Raw genomic sequence first — 20890 nt, 5'->3', positions numbered from 1 at the left:
GGGGCTTGGGGTGGGTGCTGCCTGATGGTGGCCGGGTGCGGTGGTGCGTCGTCGGACGGGAAGCCGGCCGGGGCGGTGTCTTCGGTGGCGACGTCGTCGGCGGTGCCGGCGGCGGATCCTCAGGCGGCGGAGAAGACGCCGGTCCTGACGGCGTACGCGGCCCTGACAGCGGCGGAGGAGCGCTCGTACGCGGCGGCGAGGGTCGACCCGGAGCTGACGAAGTTGGCGGGGAGTCGAGGGGCGCCAGTAGCAGGAGTCCGCCGGGCGCCCCGCGCCGGGGCGTTCCGCATGCGAACGCCGTTGCCGCATCCGAAACAGGGTGCGGCACCCGGGCAGACAAAGTGTTGAGTCGAACATCCGAAGAAACCTCATTCGGCACTGGTGATCGATTTCAACCCGACTCCGCACAAACCGAGACCGTCACCGCTCAGCCATGGTGCGCCTCATACCGGCGCAGTCACAAAGCCGGTACCGGGCAGGCGGGCAGCACAGCCTGGGTGTCTCGGAGGCAAGGCAGGGCGCTGTACACGCCATTGATTTCCCGGGCCCGAATCGGTCAGCCGATCGCCGAAGTCGAAGGCGGCCTCGAATGCAGCCGAGCCCTGCGTATCCGATCGCAGTCCTGGGTGCTTGCCTGCGTATCGTCCACGTCGTCGTATCGAAGCGGCCCTCTCCGCGAGGTCGATTCGGCCGATTCCCCGCAGCTGCCTCTCGTGTGCGAGATCGTCTGAGCTTGGAAGGCCGTGGCGCCGCGGCGGAGCCGCAGGGGGTTCCGTCTCGTGTGCGTACGACAGTGCATCGTTGCAACTGCCGGGGCGGTGTGGTGTTTGGCGCCGCTGTGTCCGCTGGTTTCGGGGCCGGGTAGCGGCTGACTGGCCTGCATGCGGCGCGCTTTCCCTGCTGACCATGCAGGCACTGAGACGATGGCGCACTATGGGGCAGAATGGTCATAAGTGGGATCCGCCACCACCGCGCCACGTGCTACATCGAGGTCATAGGCGGTCAATTTGGACAGTGTGGGCGCTCATGGCCGTGTTCACGGGGCTTCTGGGTAGCTTCGTTGTCTCCTTTATCGTGCTTTTTCAGGACCAGAACCGTCGCGTGCTGCCGCCCGGACCGTCTACCGCATCCACAACCGCTGAATCGTCGTCATCTCCATCTGAGATGCGGCCTACTCCGAAGTCATCAAAGCCGTCGTCATCCCCGCCGGAGATCTCACCTACCCCGCAGCCATCGGAACCGTCGTCATCCCCGTCGGAGATTCCACCTACCCCGCAGCCGTCAGCGAGTGTTCCGATCGCGATCCCTGGGGGGCCGCCAGTCACCATCGTGGTCACCCTTACGCAACCAGGCACAGGCTCGGCGGATGGTTCGGCCGGACCTTCCTGGGTTGGCGCCCTCGGAACAGCGCTGACCCCGATTGCGGTTGCGGGGATTACCTATTTCCTGGGCCGCCGGGCAGGCGGTGCTGCGGCTGAAGCGGCGGATGACAGCCCCGCGTCCGATCTGGAGCCCGACGTGTGAGCAGTGGCATTGCACAGGAGGCGCTCCCGGCTCCAGGTGCTGCCCGTGGATCCTCAGGCCGCACTCGGTCTCGCCGACCCCCTCGCGGACATGGCTCGCCATCCTCGGTGAGCCGGCTCTCCGCCGCGACGTCCTGACCCGCGCCGGCGAGGCCTTCACCCGGAAGCCGGCCCGGCGAGCGGCAGGGTGACCGTACGACCCAGGGCATTGACGACGCCGGCTACTCCGGCCCCTGGCCGGACACCTGGGACGTCACCGTGCAAGTGTGCGCGGCGCGGTCCGGGTCCACCGTCCACGCGTACGCCGACGTCCGATGGGACGGCCGCCGATATCCTCGACGGGGCGAAGATCCGGGTACAGATCATGCAATCCCGGGACGGCACCGACCCGGTGGTGACCGAGCGAGATTTCCCGCTCAAGGACCGGGTGGAGCGCACGACGCCCAAGGGCGACCACGACGGCCACTTCCGTATGCCGACGATCAGTCACCGCGCCGCCCGTGGCGCCTACTCGGACGGGGTGCTGTTCCTGGACTGGCACAAGGACGGGCGCGGCTACCGGGCCCACGACTACAAGGGATCACCGACCGTCTGAGCCGGCCCGGAGTCACGGCTAGGCTCCGCAGGACCAGCGCGCATGAAGGAGTCCGACGTGTGGCTTTGTACGTGAGGATGGTCAGCATTTCGACACCGGTTTGGGAGGCACGAGGCCCGAGGCAGGACACCGTTTGTTCACGGATTTCGACAGCACGAGGCTGCGGGGCTGACAGGGTCCCGTCCTCCGGTCCCTTGTTCGCGTCGTTGGCGCTGGGCAGCTCTTGTCGATCAGCACTGACCGCGGCCGAAACGCTGCGACGACTGCGTCCGGTGGTTCGGGCCGATAACGCATGGCAACCGGGCCCCAAGCGAGGCAGGGTGTGGCGTGATGAGCTATCACGACGAGACGTCTCGCACCCTGTCCTACGCCCGCCACGACACGCTGGAAGGGCTGCTGCCGCTCTCTACGTCCAGACAACGCATCCCCGTTGCGCAAGGAGATCGAGCAGGCGTGGCGCGGGCTCGATGTTGTTCCAGCGGAGGTCCAGTTTCTCGAGTGAGGGGAGCTCGGGCAGCCAGTTCGGCAGGGTGTGGAGTCTGTTGCTCCGCAGGTCGAGATGGCGGAGCCGTGAGAGTCCCGCCAGCGCCTCTGGGACGTCCGTCAGGGCGTTCTCTCGTAGGTCAACGTGGCGCAGTTCGGCCAGGTCGCTGACGGATTCTGGTAGGCACGTGAGTGTGTTGCCCCGCAGCCATAGCTCGCGGAGCTGGTGCAGTCTGGCCGATCGATTCGGGGAGTGCGGTGAGTCGATTGTGCTCGGCCCGGAGTTCCACCAGTCCGATCATTTTGCCGATGGTGTCCGGGAGGCTGGTGAGGTGGTTGCCCCCGAGGTTGAGGTATCGGAGGGCGGTGAGCCGGCCGAGCGATCGGGGAATCTGTTTCAGCTGGTTGTCGTGCAGGTACAGGTATTTGGTGAGCGGTAGTTCAGTCAGCTCGTCTGGGATCGAGGCGAGCTTGTTGTGGCCCAGGTCCAGCGTGTGCAACTGCCGTAGCTGTGCAATCTGGGGTGAGATCCGCGTGAGCGCGTTATTCGCGAGGATCAGCACGCGCAGTTCGGTCCGCTGCCATAGCGACTCTGGCAAGGAGCCAAGGTTCTGCTTCCACAGACTCAATGTCGCCGTCACGTCGGCATGCCTCCAAGATTTGGACGGACTCGCTGCCCGCAGCCTACGACCAGTGCGGTCACCGTCAGGCGAGAAGATTCCGCTTCCGGAGGAGCCGGAAGCCCGCGCGGCCGAACATCTGGCGCTTGAGCATCTTGATGCGGTTGACATGACCTTCGACGACGCTCGAGTTCCAGGGGAGGGTGAGGCCGGCGATGACGGCGTCACGGTCGCGGTCGATGCCCGCGGTGAGCGTGTGGAGGCTGGGTAGGTTGTTCTGTCTGACGGCGTCGAGCCAGTCCGGCAGTCGCTCGCCCTGGCGCTCGGTGAGCATGGTCGCGAAGGCCCGCACGTGCCTGGTGAGTGCGTCGATCTCGGGGCAGTTGGCCCGGACGTTCTTCAGCTGGAGGTGTTCGGTCTCGGAGAGCGTTTCGGGGCGGCGGAGGATCCATCCGGCGACGGCCCGCGGCGAGGGCGGCCTTGCGGTGACGGGCCGTGGTGAGGTGCGTTTCTGGCGGAGGTAGGCGCGAACGCGCTGGTAGCTTCCCTGGTAGCCGAGTGGGACGATTTCTTCCCATGGTTTCCAGGCGTTGGTGTGACCTTCGTTCCAGCGGTCGTCGAGGTAGGCCTTGTACTCGTCGAGGACCGAGGTCCTGGTCTGCCACTGACCGGTGCAGAGGTCTTCCGGCGTGGCAGTGTCCGCGTACCGTTCGACGGTTCGGCTCGTCATGCCGAGCTGCCGCTGGATCGCGCGGCGGCTGTGCCCTGCCTTGATCAGGGCATGGATCGTGGCATGCGTGGTCCGGGTCCGGTCGGCGAACCGGTGGCCGGTCGGCCATGGCGAGCCGGACGGCTCCTCTGCGGGCTCGGGCTCCGTCTCGGTCGGTTCAATCGTCTGAGGGACCAGGACGCGCAGGCATGGGCGGTGCTGGGCGATGCTGCGCTCGGCGGCCTCGCTGAGGTTGTGCCAGAGGTGCCACCGGTCCGCGACCTGCACGGCCTGCGGGGCACCGACGGTGGTGCCCCACGAGGCTCCTGCGGCGGTGCACCGCACATCAACACGCACTATTGCGATGTTCACGTCGACCGACAGCACCGCGACGTCCGCGATCGACGGGAACAGCAACTCCTCCAGCCGGAGCAAGATCTCATTCACAGCCCCGAACTGTCTGCCCAGCCACTTCTGCCACTGTTCGTTTGAGGCAACTTCCCGAGGCGTCGCAGGGAGTTCAGCCGTCACTCACAGTGCACGGATCCCACAACCTGAGCCAGAACCACTTCACGTGAACGAAGCCAGCTCACCGCCTGCCACACCAGCCGGGCCGTCCGAGACCGGTTGTGCCCGAGCGGGCGGAAGCCCATGAACCGATCGATCGACACCTGCCCGAGATTACGCAGCGCGCCGGGGAGAGCAGACTCGTTCAGGACCTGGGCAAGGGAGTCGACGGACCGCTCGGACAGCGGGCGCCAGGCGGCGGCATCTCCCATCGGGAGGTTGATGCCGGTACGGAGCACGAAGTCGTCGGTGGGCTTGCCCTCGTTGTCCGCAGTCAGGTGCGGGGCCATGCGGCCCTGGCCCATGGACAGCACGTTCGCAGCCGGCTCCTCACGGGCGAGCCTGAGGAGCCGGTCGCGGTCGGCGGTGGAGTTCTGCCCGCTCAGCCGGATCGGGGCCTTCAGATCCATCAGCAGGGGCGGGGGGCGGTGTTGGCGTCGACCCGGATGACCACCACACTGAGTCCGGAGTCATCGTCGAACGGGACAGGGATGAAGCTCGGCTCCCACGGAGGGTCGAACTTCTCGGCAACCGCTGGCGACCTTGTCGATCGTCTCCTGGGCGTCGGTACCGACGACGCGGTCGGTGCCCGGCTCGACCTTGTCGTTGATGCCCACAAGGATTGTGCCGCCGTAGGTGTTGACCATCGCCGCGATGGTCGTCAGCAGACTCTTGGAGTACTCGCGCTTGAACTCCAGCGTCAGGCTCTCCACCTGGTCCGGCCGCGCGGCAAGGGCACGGATGCGCTCGATCGTCAGGTCCGCAGCCGACGCGACGAACAAGGAGTGACACCTCGAACCTCTATCCGTCACCCGTAGGAGGGGGAGAAAAACGAGGCAATCCAGCCTCCCCACAGACTCGCCTGCGTGTGGGCTCCCAGAATCCACCCGAGAACAGGAATGAGCAGGTAAAAGGGCAGGATCCGGAATGTGAACGCCGTCTTCAGCGGTCGTCGGCGAAGGGCGACAAAGCTTAGAGAGGCCAGGATGGAAGCCACCACGAGTACGCAGATCATCAGGACCTGATCTAACGCACTGAAGGTCTGGGGTTCCATCCTCAAGTAGGCGTATGCCTCTCCGAACATCATGAGGACGACTAGCACTGCGAAGTTCGCAAAGAAGGGCAGATCTCGGCGTACTCGGTCTGTCAGCCGGCGCCGTACAGATGGCCAGTCAGTGTCAAACACCGAGTTGTCCTGGGTATCCGCTCTGGTAGCAGCGTTGTTCGGGTTGTCCAGAGCGTCTCCTGGTCGGGCAACGACTACGGACGTTCGAGGGGAGGGCTGGCCAGGAGAGGCGGTCTCGCCCGTGGCCACGATGCCCTCGCGCAGAGCGTCGAGTTCGTGATCCTGTTCGGCAAGCTGTTCTTCTGCTCGCCGCAGGAGATCGGTGACCTGGTCCCCAGAAAGGAAGGGGGGCTCAGCCGCCACGGCTGAGAGGTTCGACGACGAGATGGCTTCGTCGGTGATGTCGTGAGCTGCGGTCTTCGCGCGGGCGACCTTCTCCTCGGCAGCTAGGCGCAGTCCGTAAGCTTCCCCTGCCGCTCTACGAGCGCGTTCCAGCAGATGGTGAGCATCCCGACGGTATTGGCGAAACTGGCTGAGTTCACGTTCAAGCTCGGCTCGAACCAGCTCGCGGGCGTTATCACGCTGGACCTCAAGTTCGATGCACCGCTCCTGCAGAGCGGAGACTGCATCTTCCAGGGCTGCGCAGCGCTTCTCCGAGGTGGCGAGCTGGCGCATGGCCTCAATCTGCTGAAGCCGAGCGTCGTCCAGCCTCATGAGAACCGTGGTCAGTGGGCTGTCGTTGTGTGAAGGATGCGGCGATCGCACAGTCTTGGCGGCGCCGGCGGTTTCCCCCATCTTGGCTTCGGCCAGCAGATGGTGCCCGAGTTTGCGCTGTCGTTCTCGCATCTGTGGCTCTGTGATGAGCCGGTCGACGACCGTATCCAGAAGGTCGCCGGCTATCAGACGACTGCCATTGCGGTAGCCGGTCCACATGCTTCTGGAGTGGTGGAAAGTCGCTTCCAGTTCACGTATCGGAACCCCTGCAGTGATCTTTCTTAGCCATATCGCCAGCTGGTTAGCCTGCTCCGTACGCCCCTGAAGATCACTCAATGGCCGTGCCATTCACACCTCCGCTGCTTGTTCAGGACAAGGTCCCCAGTTGTCCGCGATCTATTCCAGACCACCTGCGGCAATGCCGACAGTCGAGTCCGGACAACCTCGCTACCCAGAACCCTGGAGGCTCCACAGTTTCCCGCCAGTTCAGGCGGACACAGCGAGGAGAACACGTGACCATCCAGATTGCGCCGCTGGCGGTAGTGCTCATCGTCGTGGGCTGCGCCGTCGGTTTGGCGGTCTTCAAGTACACCGCCGGCACGCACGGCACAGCCGGTCGCGGGGACCTGGTGGCATCGATTGCCTCAGGGGCCGCCGTGGCAACGATCCTCGCGCTGCTGCTTACACCCGGCTTCGGGCAGCCGATGACGCCCACCTCGCCGACGACGAAACCGACTTCGACCGTGTCCCCTCAGTAGGAGGGCCTTGCTCAGGTTCAGGGAGGGGGCTCGCTTCCCCACCGGCGCCCTGTGCCTCCACCTCCTCCACCTACGCCGCGGCGAAATGCGCGACGCCGCGGCACTGGGCAGGGCAGATCGGTGTCCTGGAAGGCGACGACCACCTCGCCCGTGCGCAGCAGCAGGCGCCCGGCGGGGCCATGGGTCCGGGGATGGTGATCTTGTCGTGGGCGAGCAGCCACGCGCCCACCGCGCCCCGATCGAAGGCCGGTGTCGTGGGGGTGCCGCCAGCGGGTGCGGGGAAATCGTCGTGTCGCCGGCGCCAGGTCGTCACCGTGGCCCGGCCCACTCCCGCGATCCGCGCGACATCCGCCGATGTCACGACGTCAACCTCCCCGGCCGGTGCCGGGGCCGGCCGGGCGAGCGGCGACCGTTCACCCGGGCTGAGGCACCGGAGCCGCCCCCAGTCGATTTCGGGGTGCATGGTCGGGAGCAGGGCGACGTCCAGGCCCCGGTACAGGGACACCTCCACGGCCCCGCCCGTAGTCCACGAAGCCGGTTCGTGTTCTGCGCCCGGGCGAAAGCGGAGGGCGCCAAGGCCATCCGCCGCCGGGGCCAGGCTCGCGAGTACTACGCGACCGAGAGATCGTTACCGAACACTGCCCCTGCCGTCTGTCTCCCCCCGCCAGTGGGCGAGGTCGCGTCGGGTGGTGAGGGTGTGGGGGTGGTCCGGGCCCAGCACCCGCATTCGGTCGGCCAGCAGTTCGGCGAGCGCGGCGGCGGCGCCAGCCGGATCCCCCGCCCGCCCGCGCCAGTGGGCGAGGTCGTGTCGGGTGGTGAGGGTGTCGGGGTGGTCCGGGCCCAGCACCCGCAGTCTGTCGGGCAGCAACTGCTCGAAATCGGCCACGGCACCGTCTGCATCCCCTGCTCGCCCGCGCCAGTGGGCGAGGTCGTGTCGGGTGGTGAGGGTGTCGGGGTGGTCCGGGCCCAACACCCGAACCCTGTCGGGCAACAACGCGGCGAGTGAGGCGGCGACACCATCCGCTTGCCCTGCCTCCCCCCGCCACCGGGCGAGGCTGTGTCGGGTGGTGAGGGTGTCGGGGTGGTCCGGGCCCAGCACCCGCAGTCTGTCGGGCAGCAACTGCTCGAAGCCGGCGGCGGCACCGTTCGCGTCCCCCGCCCGCCCCCGCCAGTAGGCGAGGTCGTGTCGGGTGGTGAGGGTGTCGGGGTGGTCCGGGCCCAGCACCCGCAGTCTGTCGGGCAGCAACTGCTCGAAGCCGGCGGCGGCGCCAGCCGGATCCCCCGCCCGCCCGCGCCAGTGGGCGAGGTCGTGTCGGGTGGTGAGGGTGTCGGGGTGGTCCGGGCCCGACACCCGCAGTCTGTCGGGCAGCAACTGCTCGAAATCGGCAGCAGCACCATCTGCACCCCCTGCCTCCCCCCGCCACCGGGCGAGGCTGCTCCGGGTGGTGAGGGTGTCGGGATGGTCCGCGCCCAGCACCCGCAGCATGTCTTCCAGTAACTGCTCGAAGTCGGCGGCACCGCCCACATCCCCCGCCCGTCCCCGCCAGTAGGCAAGGTTGTGCCGAGCGGTGAGGGTGTAGGGGTCATCCGGGCCCAGCACCCGCAGTCTGTCCTCCAGCAACTCGGCGAGCGAGGCGGCTGCTGCTGCTGCGTCTCCCGCCTGCCCCTGCCAATGGGCGAGGTTGCTGCGGGCGGCCAGGGTGTTGGGGTGGTCCGGGCCCAGCACCCGCAGCGTGTCCTCCAGCAACTGCTCGCAGTCGGCGGCGCCGTCCGCGTTCCCCGCCCGCCGCAGCCAGTAGGCGAGGTTATACCTGGCGGTGAGGGTGTTGGGGTGGTCCGGGCCGAGGCGCGTGTGGGCGGTGTCGGCAAGGTGGCGGAAGTATGCGGTGGCGGCGGTGACCTGGCCAGTCGCGCCAAGGCTTGCACCGGTGCGGTAGAGCACGGCGTGGGCCTCGGGCTGGTAGAGGGCCCCTGGCGCGTGGCGGGTGAGGGCGTCGGTGTTGGCGCGCAGGGCTCGGGCAAGGGCGGCGTCCCGCTCCACGTCGGGCCAGGTGGCGGTCAGGGCGTCGGCGACGGTACGCGCGAGCTGGTCGTACCGTTCGGTGGGCAGGGGTTCGCGGGCGGCACGCTGGATCAGCTGGTGCACGTGGACGGCCTGCTGGGGGGTGCCGGGGGTGTGGTCGATCAGGCTCAGGCGGTGCAGCACCCGCAGTGTGTCGTACGCCTGCTCCGCTGTGATGGGCGCGGCCTGGTCGTGCCCTGGTGTGCTGTGGGTGCGGTGTTCGGCGAGGTAGGCCAGTACGGCTGAGCCGGTCAGGACGGGGGCGGGGATGCCGTTGGGGTCGAGCATCGCAGCGACTTCGAGCAGGGGGCGGGCGAGGCCGGCCGGCTGGAGTTGGTCGGCGCGGTTGATGGACAGCGACCAGGCCGCGGCCGTGCTCGTGGTCTGGTCGTCGGGCAGGGCGTCGGCATCAGGGAGCAGATCGGCCAGGCGCCGAGTGTGATCGGCCAGGCGCCGGCGGTAGGTGGCGCAGTCCAGTTCCGCGTCGATGAGGTAGGCGGCTGCCTGGGACAGGGCCAGGGGGAGGTGGCCGAGGTCGGCGGCCAGGTGCGTGAGTTGCTGCTCGGGTTCGTGGCGGCCGCGTTCGACCAGGGCCGCTTGCAGGTATGAGGTGGCCTCGCCGGGGGTGAACATGCCTACCGGTACTTGCCGTCGGCCGGGGCCGCTGAGGGCGGCGTCGCGGCGGCGGGTGGTGACCACCGTGGCGCCGTGCGGGCTGGTCGGCGGCCACAGGTTGGAGAGGTCGGCGGGGGAGGACACGTCGTCAAGGACGATCAGCCAGCGCCGTGGCACCGTTGTGGGCCGGGGTTCGAGCCAGGCCAGGAACGCCCTTGCGGCGTCCTCGGGGTTCTCCGGAGGCACGGGCAGAACCTCGGCAGCGGCCTGCGCGTACCCGGACATGATCGCCGACCGGGTACTGGCGGTGATCCAGACCAGGAGGTCCGCGGTGCCCGAGTGCCAAGCGCGGCGAGCGTAGTCGGCGGCGAGCTGCGTCTTGCCGACTCCACCCGCACCGGCCAGCACCTGGCCGACGAGGACCGCGGCATTCCCGTCGTCCAGGGCCGCGCCTACCTGGTCCACCGCGTGGCGGTGCTGGAAGCAGTCAGCACGGCGCGGGATCACGCCGACCTGGTGCGGCCAGGACACCAGAGGGCGCGTGCTGGGGAAGTAGTTGTTCTGCGTGCTGTGGTCGCCGTACTGGCCGGCGGCGGGTCCGTTGTACGTGTTCCCGCCGCTTCCACGGGTGTGTTCGGGGTCGGCGGTGGGGCCGTTCAAGACCCGGTTCCGAAGTGGTTGTCCATCCGGTTGTTGTTCCCGGTCTGGATTGCGGTGGGGCCGTTGAAGGTGCCCGAGACGTTACCCCCGCCACCTGTGTGCGCGGACTGTTCGTCGATCAGGGCCCGCAGTCCTTCGGCGAGCCGGGCGCGTTCCTGCGTATCGCTCACGCTCTCCAGCAGCACCTCGAAGCGGGTCTGCCAGGAAGCCTCGTGACGGATCCGTACCCGGTCCGCCTCGGCCGGCTCCAGTTCCCGCAGGGCGGTGGCAGTCTGGTCCAGGCGTTCCAGCTCCGTCTGCTCCAGCGCAGGATCCCCGCGGCCCAGCAGCCGGGCCACCCGGGATCGCAGCCCGTTCCACGCGTCAGTACCCGCCGCCTGCACCACCGCGGTGCCGCCTGCCACGGCCACTGCCGCCAACGCCGCCTCCAGCATTCCCGCCACCCCCACGCTCGCGTCTCTGCTCCCGAGACCGTACCGCCGCCTCGGCACGCAGGCAGAGATCGCGCGAAAATGCCCGACAACCACCCGTCTGCCCATGCGCCCAGGCCGGGGTGCGATCGTGTCCGGGCGTGGCCTGGCCGCGTTGGGTAGGGCATGGAGATGGTCGAGCGGTTGCCGTTCGGGATGCGAGCCCCGGTGGCGGTGACGTATGTACCGGTGCGCGGAGTGCGGAGCACTCACGAAGAAGATGAACCCCAGCCTGCCGCGTTCTCCACACGTACGAAAAGCACCTGGTGCGACACCCACATCACGGAGATGCTGCGTAAGGGCGGCCTGGAACCGCTGGAGCCCTTCACGAAACCGAAGGCGTGGCGCCTGACCCGATGCCTGGCATGCGGCTGCGAGGCGCACTACCGCTTCGAGTACACCCTGGAAAAGAACGCGTATGGGGAAGCGACGTGCCGGGCCTGCTACTGGCGACAGTGGGCGCGGAAGGCCCGGCAGGCCATGGGCGCGTACGCGGACCGGAGCCCGGTTCCCGAGGCCGAGGCGCGGGAGCACGCCGAGAAGAACGGATACGACTACCTCAACGCGCTGACCGCCCCGTCTTTCTCCGACGATCCGCACCATGTCCGGTGCCGGTACTGCGGTCGATTGAGTGCCGCGCGGCTCGGGGACATCGGGTTTGGCTGCCAGTGCCAGATTAACCCTCGGCGTGAGCGGCAGACGACCAAGCCCGTCGGTTCCAAGCAACGCGACCTTCTCAAGGACAGCGAACTGCCCGTCCTCGACTGGTGGGACCACGAACAGAACGACACCGCCATCTGGGAGACCGTCACCGTCAAGGCGCGGCGGGAGGCGGCCTGGCGCTGCCCCGACTGCGGCCTGCGGTTCACGAAACGGATCCTCGCTATGGTCAACATGCGCGGGTGTCCGGAGTGCGAACCGAAGCGACGCGCTGAGTGGGAGGCGGAGTACGCCCGCTATCAGACGACGCCGGTCGCGGACGTGCCTGAACTGCTCGCCGCCTGGGACGACGAGGCGGATCCCCGGACCGTGAAGGTCACGGACTACTCGCAGCGTCGGCTACGTTGCCCACGAGGGCACCGCCGTCGCCAGTCACCGCTCCCGTATCTGCGTAACGGCTGCCCGTCCTGCCGCGGCCAGGACACACGCGCGACGCGTCTCAAGGCGATCGAGGCCGACCCCAAGGCTTTCGGACTCAACGCCGAGATCGCCGCACAATGGCACCCGACCAAGAACGGCAAGACTCAGCTGACGAAGGTGTCGCCCGGTTCACGCAAGCTCGTGTGGTGGCGGAATCCAGACTGCGGCCACGAGTGGCAGGAGACACCGGCCCGCCGGGAGCAAGGCCAGCGCCTGCGCTGCCCGGAGTGCCGCACGATCCTCGACTCGCTCGCCCACCACTTCCCTGATCTGGCGGCGGAATGGTCGCCGACCAATCCGTTGTCCGCGTGGCAGGTGCGGCCGAACGGCCAGACCTTGTTCACACCGGCCTGGATCTGTTCCGTAAACCCGGATCATGCATGGCAGGCAGCCCTGTCCTCACGAGCGAACGGCAGGGGCTGCCCCGAGTGCCGGGAACACGGCAAGTCCCGTATAGAGCTTGACCACTGGGCCGCTGCGGAGCGCGCCTTCGGCCGGGCATCGTCCGGCCAGTCGGTGCGGCACGAGGCATTCGCTCGGCGCGCGAACTGGCTCGTCGACATCACGGTCGAGACGGTCGGGGAGCGGAAGCTAGCCATCGAGTACGACGGCTCCTACTGGCACGCGGACAAGGCCGACCGCGACATCGAGAAGTCCCGTGACCTGCTGGCCGCCGGATATCTGGTGGCCAGACTACGCGAGCATCCACTGTCACCACTGCCGATCGACAACCCGAACTACGCGGAGTTCGTCGTGTACTCGGCGATGCCTACGCCGGACGAGACGATCGAGCGTGTGAGAGAGTGGGCGAGCAGGCGGGACGAAGAGCTGGGGGCCCAGCGCTGAGGCCTGTTGCGGTGGAGGCGACCGCCTTCTCCTCTCCCGATGGGACGCCGCCACAAGAGACGATGGACCGGCTCGAGGAACTGCTCAACCGGAGTGTTGGCGCCTACGCCCATTACGCCCATTACGCCCGCGCCATCCTCCTGCTCTCCGACGCCTAGGCCGTCTCTTTCGGATCTTGCCGGGCGGTGCGGACCCGGCCGTCGGCGGCCCTGGTGTCGCTCAGGTTGCCGGTGTCCCACCGGTGTCCGGGGCCGGGCTTACTGCGGACCACCAGGCGATCAGCCGGTCGGCCATCGCATCGGTCCGATGGTTGACGGGGTCCAGCCCGAAGTGGTCCTCCAGCTCGTACCAGAGGAACTCGCCGATCTCCGCCCGCGTGGTGCCACGGTGGAGGCGCTGGAACAAGGGGGCGAGCATGCAGTCGTACTCGTCCGGCGAGAGGTCGGCGACGCCGATCGGATCCCACTCGTTGAGCAGATACCGCAGGTTGTCGGACAGTGCGGCCGACGGAGTCCAGGTAGGCATCGGCCCAGACTGCCACTTCTGGGCGACGGCCGTCGCCGAAATATTGCGGGCCCTTCCTCGTGAGCGCGACGGTCCGGAGGAGTTTCCTTCAGATCATCGGATCGTTGGTCTGGTGTGTCGTTGACTGACGCCCAGTGGGCCCGAATCGAGCCGTTGCTGCCGGATCGGACGCCGAAGCGGGGCGGGCGGTGGCGTGATCACCGGCAGGTGATCGATGCGATCGCGTTCAAATACCGCACCGGCACGCCGTGGATGGATCTGCCCGAGCACTTCGGATCGTGGAAGGGAGCCCACAACCGGCTGCGGAAGTGGGCCGCCGACGGCACCTGGGAGAAGTTCGGGAGCCGTTTCGGCGAGATCCGGAGCCACTGACCGGGTGACCTGGTGGGGCTGGGCGGAGTGTCCGTAGGGGGCTGAGGACGGGGCGTCGGTGGCTTGTGATCGTGGGCCCGGGTCGCCTCCCTGACAAGTCGCGGCCGGGGCCTCGCTCATGGACGTGCCGGGGGGCTGGACCCGTGGGTCCAGCCCTCACAGGCTGACTACCTGACGCTGCTGGTCAGACCGTGGTCCCCGCAGGCGCCGTGGCAGTGCTCAGCCGTGGATCTCCCAGGTGTCCCTCGGCAGCCAGTGGGAGAGGTCGTCGAGCGCCTCGGTGGGGAAGAACACCGGCCGGGTGAGGAGGCGGTCACCTTCCCGTTGCACGTTGATCACCACGCCCAGGGACTCCGAGCCGGGAACGCCCGCGCTCATGTAGGAGAGCTCGTCCTCGGGTGAGCGGGCCTCGGCTCGATCCAGCATCCACTTCTCCAGCACGGAGGGCACCCGGCCGACAAGTGCCGCACCGTCCGCGGAGACCTGCGGTCCGCACAGAGCGTCGACCGCAATGCCCGCGAGCTGTTCATCCCGGTAGTAGAGGTGCAGGCCGAACTCCGGGTACTTGCCTTCCACGACTGTGTAGACGTTCGCGTCTACCTCGCGCCGACGGGTGTGTCGCTCGACCTCGGCAGTGAGGCCGCTCATGGCGTCCGCCACCTCACCGGGGCTCATACCGAAGCGCAGCGGCCCAACACCCACGAACGGTTCCAACAGCCACTGCTGCCGCTCTTCATCCGGCACGACATGCCACCAGCCCTTGAACATGATCACGGAGTCTATGACAGCCGCGGACGCTCACGTGCTGCGCAAGCTCTGCCGTCCACCCGAACGCACGACCATCAAGATCCCGACAGCGTCAGGTAGTCAGTTCGGGGCGGGGAAGAGGGATTCCTGGGTGGCCTGGTAGCGGTAGGACTCGGTGCCGGTCTGGATCAGCGTGCAGCGGAAGGTGATCCGGTCGGCGATGGCCGCGCAGAGGCGGGCGTCGCCGAAGGAGCAGCTGCATCGCGCGCTGAACAACCGTGACGTGTTTGCCTCGCCCTCGCACCGCTGGTCCAACCCGCGGGCCCGCCTGCTGGAGGGCCCCGAGTGGGACGCGGTGTGCGAGGACGTCCTGGCGGCCCTGAGCCTGGACATGCCCGTCGAGGAGCACTTGGCAGAGCTGGTGCGGGGACTGGACGCCGGGTGGAAGCAGCTCGCCGAGCGGCTGGAGGAGGCGGGGCCGGCGGCGAAGGTATCCATCGAGGTGCAGGACGACGGGCGGGTGAACCTGCACGTCGACAAGCTCGGCGCCCTCGGCGAGCCACCCGGCTACGAGGCGCCGACCCGGGCCCGGCTCGTGCACGTCGACCAGTACTACCTGCGCGTCGACACCATCGCCGCGGCGAACGCGCGGCTTGTCGAGGCCCAGGCCGCCGTGCCCATCGTGAAGTTCTGGGGCAACGGCCTGCTCGCCTCGGTGGACGGGCTGCGGTTCGTCGTCCCCGTGCGCACGATCAGCGCGGCGCCGTCGCCGAAGTACTTTGGGTTCAAGCGGGGCATCACCTGGCTCAACGCCGTCAACGACCAGGTCGCGGGCATCGGGCAGATGGTCGTCCCCGGCACCCCGCGCGACTCCCTGCACATCCTGGACGCCCTGCTGAACCTGGACGGCGGAGTGAAGCCGGAGATGGTGGCCACCGACAACGCCTCGTACTCCGACATGGTGTTCGGCCTGTTCAAGATCCTCGGCTACAACTTCAGCCCCCGGTTCCGCGACCTGGACGACCAGCGGTTTTGGCGGGCCGCGATGCCCGGCGTCGAGACCGGCACGTACGGTGTGGTGGAAGAACTGGCCCGCAACCGCGTGAACCTGAACAAGGTAATCGCGCACTGGCCGGACATGCTGAAGGTCGCCGGGTCGCTGGTCACCAACCAGGTCCGCGCGTACGACCTGCTGCGGATGTTCGGGCGCGAGGGGCGTCCGACTCCGCTGGGTACGGCGTTCGCCGAGTACGGTCGGATCGCCAAGACCGAGCACCTGCTGCGCGTGGTCGACCCGGTGGACGACACCTACCGCCGTCAGATGAACAGGCAGCTCACCGTCCAGGAGTTCCGCCACAAGCTGGCCCGGGACGTGTGCCGCCACGGCAAGCGCGGCACCATCCACCAGGCGTACCGCGACGGGATGGAGGACCAGCTCGGCGCGCTCGGCCTGGTCCTCAACGCCATCGTGCTCTGGACGACGAAGTACATCGACGCCGCCGTCGCCCAGCTCCAGGCTGAGGGCCACGAGATCCGCGACGAGGACATCGCCCGCCTCGCCCCGCTCAAGCACCGCAGCCTGAACCTTTATCTGGACACCTTTAGGATCGAAATCGAGGGCGCACTCCCTCGATCAGAGGACGAAGCCCCGTTCATCGATCGTGCGGGACGGCGTACCGAGGAACGTCTCGGGCGTAACGGTGCCGTAGGCGACGTTGAAGGTGTCGAGTCGGTAGTGCCACTGTCCGCCGTAGCTGGCGATGAGCCGGTAGTTGACCTGCCATCGGAGCCATTGGCCGGCGGAAATCCGGGCGGCCGGAGGCCGGCCGCTGCGCGGATGCGTGGCGAAGCTCGACATCTGAGGCGGACGGACTCGCAGGTATCCGTCCGCCTCGCGCAGCGTCACCTCGAGATCTGCGAAGTCCAGCACCCGCTCGTGGGGCTGGAAGCCGTCGGCCTCTCGCATCTGGACCTCGTGCAGGCCGGACGTCAGATCGGGCGGGAGAGGGAACGCCACCGGCGCCCCGTTCCGCACTGCGGCCGCGGATCCGCCGCGGGACGCTTTGGTCCAGGTCGTGCGGACCCGCTGAACGACGACATCCATAGCGTCGATCATCGGTGATGACGGCCGTCGATGCCACGCGGATTATCCGCAGCCCCTGGTCGGTGGATCGCCGTCCTGGCTGGTGGGAGCAGGCTCGCCGAGGTCGGCCAGCAGCTCACGGATCCGGCCGATGATCGCCGTGTGGCGCTCCGCCTCACGCGGCCGGCCGCGTTCGGTGGCATCTTGGATGAGTTGCTGCTCGGTGAGAAGCCGTGCCTGCAGCCGGGGCGCGTACTCGCTGGTGGTGAAGAACTTTGAGCAGCGCAGGTAGAGGTCGCACTCGCAGGGTCCCTCGGCCGGGGTGCGCAGGCAGTGGCCAAGCTCGAGCTCGGTCTTGAGGAAGTTGGTCTTGAGCCAGTGGACGGTGGCCTCGTCGAGCTGGTTGGCCGGCAGGGCCTCGGCGGCCGGGCCGGCGATGCGTCCGCCGGCGGCGACGACCTTCTCGTACTGCTCTTTGAGCACGGGGTCGCTGACGTGGGAGCAGGTCGCCGACATCTGCGCGGTGCGGTGGCCCAGGATGGCCATGATGGTCTGGATCTGGGCGCCGCCCTCGGCGAGCTGCGTGCCGACGGAGTGCCGGAACCGATGGGCCGTGACCGTGTGGTTGCCGTCGCCGTCGACGAGTCCGGCCCTGCTGCAGGCGATCTCCAGCGCGTCGTCGAACAGGAAGAACCTGCCCATCGGCTTGCCGCGTCGCATGAACACGTAGCGGACCGGACGCTGGGCCCAGGGGCCGTGCCGGGCAGCGGCGTTGCCGTCCTTGGCTGTCTGGATCAGGTTCCGCAGCGCGTCGGCGGCCTGCGGATGCAGCGGGATCATGCGTTCGGTGTAGGTCTTGCCGACCGGGATCCGCAGCCGAGGGCAGCCGTCGGGACAGGCGTTCAGGCAGAGCGCCTGAGCTGGACGAGGACGACGAAGACGTGGGCTGAACGCCCGCGTCGGGTGACGCGGGCGACATCAGGAGTGCTCGAAAGCGCAAGCGCCGGTAGGGGAGCTGATGTCAGGCTGCCTGGCTTGTTCAACTAAGCCTTGATGGGTGCGGCCGATCTGGCGGCCCGCTCGATCTTCGCGCAGTGGGCTGCACGGGCTTCCTCGTCGATCTGCTGCTCGTGTTCGGGGCGCATCCCGGTCCGGCCGTCGAGGCCCTCGCGCAGGATGTCGGCGTGCCCGGCGTGCCGGTTGGACTCGCCGAGGACATGGACCATGACGGCGAACAGGTTCGTGTTGAGATAAGGCTCCGGCCACCACGGCACGTGGCCCGGGGCGTCGAGGGGAAGCTCGTTGATTGTCGCGTCCGAGTGTTCCCACGTGCGCCGGTAGAACCCCATGATCTGATCGCGGGTTTCGTCCTCGGCGGCCCACTGATCGCTGCCGTCGGAGTCCTGCCACCGGGGCAGCGGTTCCGGGGAAGGGCGGTCGAAGACCTCGCCGAAGTACCTGGCCTCGACGGTGGCCACGTGTTTGACCAGACCGAGGAGGTTGGTTCCGGTCGCTGTCAAAGGTCGGCGGGCGTCGTATTCGGACAAGCCGTCGAGTTTCCAGAGCAGCGCCTTGCGGTCCCGCCGCAGCCTGCCGTGCAAGTTGTCCTTCGCGAATTCATCGATCATGCGGCATGAGCCTGCCATGGGCTGCTCGTGGCCTCAAGATCCACCAAGGTTCAACCCTGCGACCGAGGATCGAATCCTTGGGAGGGCTTCCACCCCCTTTACCCCGGCGGGGCGGGCCGGGTCGTGACAGGGCACGAGCGGTGTGCCGGAGCCGGGTGCCGGTACCGCCCCCGCGGTCCCGGCGCCCGGTTGCCGACGTCTCAGGCCCTGCGGGAGCGCCACCGCACGCCGACCAGGACGCCCGCGATGAGCAGCAGGCCCACCGCGGCTCCGCCCAGGCCCGCACGGAGCCCCTCGGGGACGTACGAGCACGCCACCCGGTCTGCGCCGCCGGATCCCAGCGGGATGCCGAGCAGGCCCTGGTAGGGGACCGGGGCGCGGGCCGGGCCGCCGTCGACCGAGCACGTCCAGCCGGGGGACGCCGTGGTGGAGAGCACCGCGGTGCCGGTCGAGCCCTTGGGGAGGCGGGCCTCGATGGTGTGTCCGCCGGCGGTGACATCGGTGGCCCCGCCGTCCTTCAGGTGCGCCACGGCCGCGTCGAAGGCGGCCTGGTCGAGGCAGCCCAGCGCGTCGGGCGGCAGGACCTGGCCGTCCTTGGAGGTGCGGACGGAGAAGGTGAAGCGGCCGTCGGCCCCCGCACGGCCCAGATCCTTGATCGGGGCGCTGACCGCGGGAGGCATGGCGGCGAAGCTGTCGCGGCGGCCGGTTCCCTCGGCCCGGACGGTCGCGTTCAGGTCGGGTGCGTAGACGAAGGCGCGTGCGCCGGGGGTGCACTTCCCGGTGAAGGTGGCCCAGCTCTCGGGGCCCTCGCCCGTGCCCTTGGTCAGGGGGAAGCCCTTCCCGGGCGCCGGGGCGGGCGCGGCCGGTGCTCCGACGCGGGTGAGTGGGGGCACGGTGTAGACCTTGGCGCCGAGGGCGGCCTGGCGTCGGGCCCAGACGGAGCCCTCGGGGGCCCCGTAGGCCTGGTCGCTGCCGGTGGCGCGCAGGGTGACCAGGGGCGGGGCGGGCAGGCTGCGCACGGTGACGCGGTCCGCACCGGCCGGTTCGAGGACGGTGCCGACGCCGAGCAGGGCCCGCAGGACCGGGTCGTTCGCGGGCCACAGGTGGCGGCCGCCCATCCCCTGCCCGAGCCCGAGTCCGCGCAGCGCGGTCGCGGTTTCCACGCTGACGTAGCTGCTGTAGTAGGAGCCGCCCTGGCCGCCGACCAGCATCGCGTCGTTGTTGGTGACGAAGATCCCGGATCCGGCGTCGGCCCGGGTGGCGGGCCAGTTGCGGTGTGCGGCCAGCGCCTCCTGCGCGTTCTGGCCGAGCTCGGTCATCGTCAGGGGGTGGCTGGGTCCGCGCCGGCGGGGGTCGTTGGCGACGGCGTTGCCGTAGACGGTGTACGTGGTGCCGGCGAAGACCGAGAAGGCCAGCAGCAGCATGACTCCGATGCGCAGACGGCGGCGCAGCCCGCGAGCGTAGAAGAACAGCAGGACGGCGGTGACGGCGCCGCCGATCAGGACGCCCTTGAGGGCGTGCCGGTTGACCGCCGGGTAGTCGTAGGTGGCCGCGACAAGCAGGGCCAGCAGGCCGGCGCCGCCGAGCAGGGCCCGGGGCCGGGGCATGTGGGCGAGGCAGATCCAGGCGGCCATCGCCAGCATGCCGCTGAACACGAAGGACTCGCGGAAGGGGGCGCCGTGCGGGAGGGCCCCGCCCTGCCAGAGCTTGGCGGTCGGGACGAAGACGAAGGAGAGCCCGGTCAGCACGATGAGCGAGAGCCAGGCGAGGCGTGCGCGGACGTGCACCTTCGTCTGGAAGGGCAGGGTCAGGACGAGGAGGAGGACCAGCACCCCGGCGTAGACGTTCGGCGCGGGAAGGAGCGGGTGGGTACCCGGTATGAGCATCGACAGGAAGGTCAGCGGGTCGGTCTTCACGCTGACCACGTACAGCTCGGTGGGCTGGGCCTGCTTGTTGGCGAAGGCGCACACCAGGATGGCGGGGGCCGCGAGGAGCAGCCCGGTGCCGGTCATGGTCGCGGCCCGCCACAGTGCCCGGCCGCAGGTGCGCCAGTCGGTGTCGGCGAGCAGGAGCCGGACCAGGAACACGAGCATGGTGGCCATGGTGGCCATGGCGGCGGTGTAGAAGTTGGCGTACCAGCAGAGGGCCACGAGGAGACTGCCGAGGACCCAGCGGCGGCCGGTCAGGCACCAGTCGGCGGCTATGCCCAGCATCGGTATCGCGACCAGGCCCCAGGTCCACATCGGGACGACGGTGCCCTCGGTGACTCCCCAGCCGCAGACGGCGTAGCCGACGGAGAGCAGAGAGCGCAGCCAGGGCGAGCCGGGGCGCAGGCGCCCCAGGTACACGGTCATCAGGGCGGCGGCGAGGCCGATGCTGCAGAGGCTGACGAGGTAGGCGGAGAGTTCCGCGTGCTCGCGCGGCAGGACGCCGGCCAGCAGGGAGAACGGATTGCCGAGGTAGGTGAAGAAGTCTCCGAGGAATCCGACGCCGTATCCGCTCTGCCAGTTGAAGAGCAGGTCTCCCTGGGCATTGCCGTGCAGCAGGTCCCAGAGATAGGTGTGGAACGGGACGTACTGATGGCGCAGGTCGTTGGTGGCGCGCGGGATGGAACCGAAGGGGTACACGCCGCGCACCGCGAGACCGGCGCTGTAGGCCGCCATGGATATAAGTGCTGCCACTAAAGCGGAGAGGAATGCAATATTCC

General features: G+C 68.6%; 17 protein-coding genes and 2 pseudogenes. 5 read left to right on the top strand and 14 right to left on the bottom strand.

What is annotated here, in order from left to right:
• Window positions 1-119 precede the first annotated feature (119 nt).
• On the bottom strand, window positions 120-290 hold the full coding sequence (locus ACFYW3_RS35910) for a hypothetical protein (protein ID WP_389388590.1): 171 nt from the start codon (window positions 288-290) through the stop codon (window positions 120-122).
• A gap of 1627 nt (window positions 291-1917) precedes the next feature.
• On the opposite strand from ACFYW3_RS35910, the gene ACFYW3_RS35905 reads away from it, so the two are divergent.
• On the top strand, window positions 1918-2118 hold the full coding sequence (locus ACFYW3_RS35905; RefSeq protein ID WP_389388589.1) for a hypothetical protein: 201 nt from the start codon (window positions 1918-1920) through the stop codon (window positions 2116-2118).
• A gap of 406 nt (window positions 2119-2524) precedes the next feature.
• Here the strand turns inward: ACFYW3_RS35905 and ACFYW3_RS35900 are convergent.
• The 5 genes and pseudogenes from ACFYW3_RS35900 to ACFYW3_RS35880 all read right to left on the bottom strand — a co-directional run bounded on the left by ACFYW3_RS35900 (window position 2525) and on the right by ACFYW3_RS35880 (window position 6496).
• A pseudogene (locus ACFYW3_RS35900) lies at window positions 2525-3230 on the bottom strand (leucine-rich repeat domain-containing protein).
• A 76-nt stretch (window positions 3231-3306) separates the two neighbouring features.
• Window positions 3307-4461: a transposase gene (locus ACFYW3_RS35895; RefSeq protein WP_389388588.1), complete on the bottom strand. Its 1155-nt coding sequence runs from the start codon at window positions 4459-4461 to the stop codon at window positions 3307-3309.
• Complete coding sequence (locus ACFYW3_RS35890; RefSeq protein ID WP_389388587.1) at window positions 4458-4907, bottom strand: hypothetical protein; 450 nt, start codon at window positions 4905-4907, stop codon at window positions 4458-4460. The genes ACFYW3_RS35895 and ACFYW3_RS35890 overlap by 4 nt, the downstream gene beginning before the upstream one ends.
• Before the next feature lie 60 nt (window positions 4908-4967).
• The gene (locus tag ACFYW3_RS35885; protein WP_389388586.1) at window positions 4968-5279 is read right to left on the bottom strand and encodes a helix-turn-helix domain-containing protein; all 312 of its coding nucleotides are present in this window, start codon (window positions 5277-5279) and stop codon (window positions 4968-4970) included.
• 26 nt (window positions 5280-5305) lie between these two features.
• Window positions 5306-6496: a hypothetical protein gene (locus ACFYW3_RS35880; protein WP_389388585.1), complete on the bottom strand. Its 1191-nt coding sequence runs from the start codon at window positions 6494-6496 to the stop codon at window positions 5306-5308.
• A 293-nt stretch (window positions 6497-6789) separates the two neighbouring features.
• On the opposite strand from ACFYW3_RS35880, the gene ACFYW3_RS35875 reads away from it, so the two are divergent.
• Window positions 6790-7035: a hypothetical protein gene (locus ACFYW3_RS35875; protein ID WP_389388584.1), complete on the top strand. Its 246-nt coding sequence runs from the start codon at window positions 6790-6792 to the stop codon at window positions 7033-7035.
• A 628-nt stretch (window positions 7036-7663) separates the two neighbouring features.
• On the opposite strand, the gene ACFYW3_RS35870 is transcribed toward ACFYW3_RS35875, so the two are convergent.
• Window positions 7664-10372, bottom strand: coding sequence for a tetratricopeptide repeat protein (locus tag ACFYW3_RS35870; RefSeq protein WP_389388583.1), 2709 nt, complete (start codon window positions 10370-10372; stop codon window positions 7664-7666).
• Window positions 10369-10821 carry a hypothetical protein gene (locus tag ACFYW3_RS35865; protein WP_389388582.1) on the bottom strand — a complete coding sequence of 151 codons (453 nt, stop codon included), beginning with the start codon at window positions 10819-10821 and terminating at the stop codon, window positions 10369-10371. Before ACFYW3_RS35865 ends, ACFYW3_RS35870 begins: the two co-directional genes overlap by 4 nt.
• Before the next feature lie 147 nt (window positions 10822-10968).
• Between ACFYW3_RS35865 and ACFYW3_RS35860 the strand changes: the two genes are divergently transcribed.
• Window positions 10969-12828, top strand: a complete 1860-nt coding sequence (locus ACFYW3_RS35860) for a zinc-ribbon domain-containing protein (protein WP_389388581.1) — start codon at window positions 10969-10971, stop codon at window positions 12826-12828.
• 219 nt (window positions 12829-13047) lie between these two features.
• On the opposite strand, the gene ACFYW3_RS35855 is transcribed toward ACFYW3_RS35860, so the two are convergent.
• Window positions 13048-13353 carry a hypothetical protein gene (locus ACFYW3_RS35855; RefSeq protein WP_389386343.1) on the bottom strand — a complete coding sequence of 102 codons (306 nt, stop codon included), beginning with the start codon at window positions 13351-13353 and terminating at the stop codon, window positions 13048-13050.
• 114 nt (window positions 13354-13467) lie between these two features.
• Here ACFYW3_RS35855 and ACFYW3_RS35850 point away from each other — a divergent pair, with 114 nt between their 5' ends.
• Entirely contained in the window at window positions 13468-13725 is a 258-nt protein-coding gene (locus tag ACFYW3_RS35850; protein WP_389388580.1) for a transposase, read from the top strand.
• 219 nt (window positions 13726-13944) lie between these two features.
• Here ACFYW3_RS35850 and ACFYW3_RS35845 read toward each other — a convergent pair whose 3' ends face one another.
• Together ACFYW3_RS35845 and ACFYW3_RS35840 are read right to left on the bottom strand one after the other, a co-directional pair.
• Entirely contained in the window at window positions 13945-14499 is a 555-nt protein-coding gene (locus ACFYW3_RS35845; RefSeq protein WP_389388579.1) for a hypothetical protein, read from the bottom strand.
• Between the two features lie 93 nt (window positions 14500-14592).
• Window positions 14593-14748 carry an ATP-binding protein gene (locus tag ACFYW3_RS35840; RefSeq protein ID WP_389388578.1) on the bottom strand — a complete coding sequence of 52 codons (156 nt, stop codon included), beginning with the start codon at window positions 14746-14748 and terminating at the stop codon, window positions 14593-14595.
• On the opposite strand from ACFYW3_RS35840, the pseudogene ACFYW3_RS35835 reads away from it, so the two are divergent.
• Window positions 14723-16060, top strand: a pseudogene (locus tag ACFYW3_RS35835) (transposase); the annotation flags it as partial. The gene ACFYW3_RS35840 and the pseudogene ACFYW3_RS35835 overlap by 26 nt on opposite strands.
• Window positions 16061-16618: 558 nt before the next feature.
• Here the strand turns inward: ACFYW3_RS35835 and ACFYW3_RS35830 are convergent.
• The 3 genes from ACFYW3_RS35830 to ACFYW3_RS35820 all read right to left on the bottom strand — a co-directional run bounded on the left by ACFYW3_RS35830 (window position 16619) and on the right by ACFYW3_RS35820 (window position 20846).
• Window positions 16619-17425 carry a tyrosine-type recombinase/integrase gene (locus ACFYW3_RS35830; RefSeq protein ID WP_389388617.1) on the bottom strand — a complete coding sequence of 269 codons (807 nt, stop codon included), beginning with the start codon at window positions 17423-17425 and terminating at the stop codon, window positions 16619-16621.
• A gap of 173 nt (window positions 17426-17598) precedes the next feature.
• Entirely contained in the window at window positions 17599-18183 is a 585-nt protein-coding gene (locus ACFYW3_RS35825; RefSeq protein WP_351753146.1) for a DinB family protein, read from the bottom strand.
• A gap of 200 nt (window positions 18184-18383) precedes the next feature.
• The gene (locus tag ACFYW3_RS35820) at window positions 18384-20846 is read right to left on the bottom strand and encodes a YfhO family protein (protein WP_389388577.1); all 2463 of its coding nucleotides are present in this window, start codon (window positions 20844-20846) and stop codon (window positions 18384-18386) included.
• Window positions 20847-20890: the final 44 nt, after the last annotated feature.

Origin of the sequence: Streptomyces sp. NPDC002602 (genome assembly GCF_042889445.1) — a bacterium.
Lineage (GTDB): Bacteria > Actinomycetota > Actinomycetes > Streptomycetales > Streptomycetaceae > Streptomyces.
This window is presented reverse-complemented; position numbering and strand designations above follow the sequence as displayed.

Bases quoted from the DNA above. Each gene is read 5' to 3' on its own strand.
- ACFYW3_RS35860 (WP_389388581.1), top strand. From the start codon at position 10,969: ATGGAGATGGTCGAGCGGTTGCCGTTCGGGATGCGAGCCCCGGTGGCG.
- ACFYW3_RS35880 (WP_389388585.1), bottom strand. From the start codon at position 6,496: ATGTGGACCGGCTACCGCAATGGCAGTCGTCTGATAGCCGGCGACCTT.
- ACFYW3_RS35820 (WP_389388577.1), bottom strand. From the start codon at position 20,846: ATGGCGGCCTACAGCGCCGGTCTCGCGGTGCGCGGCGTGTACCCCTTC.
- ACFYW3_RS35890 (WP_389388587.1), bottom strand. From the start codon at position 4,907: ATGGATCTGAAGGCCCCGATCCGGCTGAGCGGGCAGAACTCCACCGCC.
- ACFYW3_RS35855 (WP_389386343.1), bottom strand. From the start codon at position 13,353: ATGCCTACCTGGACTCCGTCGGCCGCACTGTCCGACAACCTGCGGTAT.
- ACFYW3_RS35910 (WP_389388590.1), bottom strand. From the start codon at position 290: ATGCGGAACGCCCCGGCGCGGGGCGCCCGGCGGACTCCTGCTACTGGC.
- ACFYW3_RS35825 (WP_351753146.1), bottom strand. From the start codon at position 18,183: ATGATCGATGAATTCGCGAAGGACAACTTGCACGGCAGGCTGCGGCGG.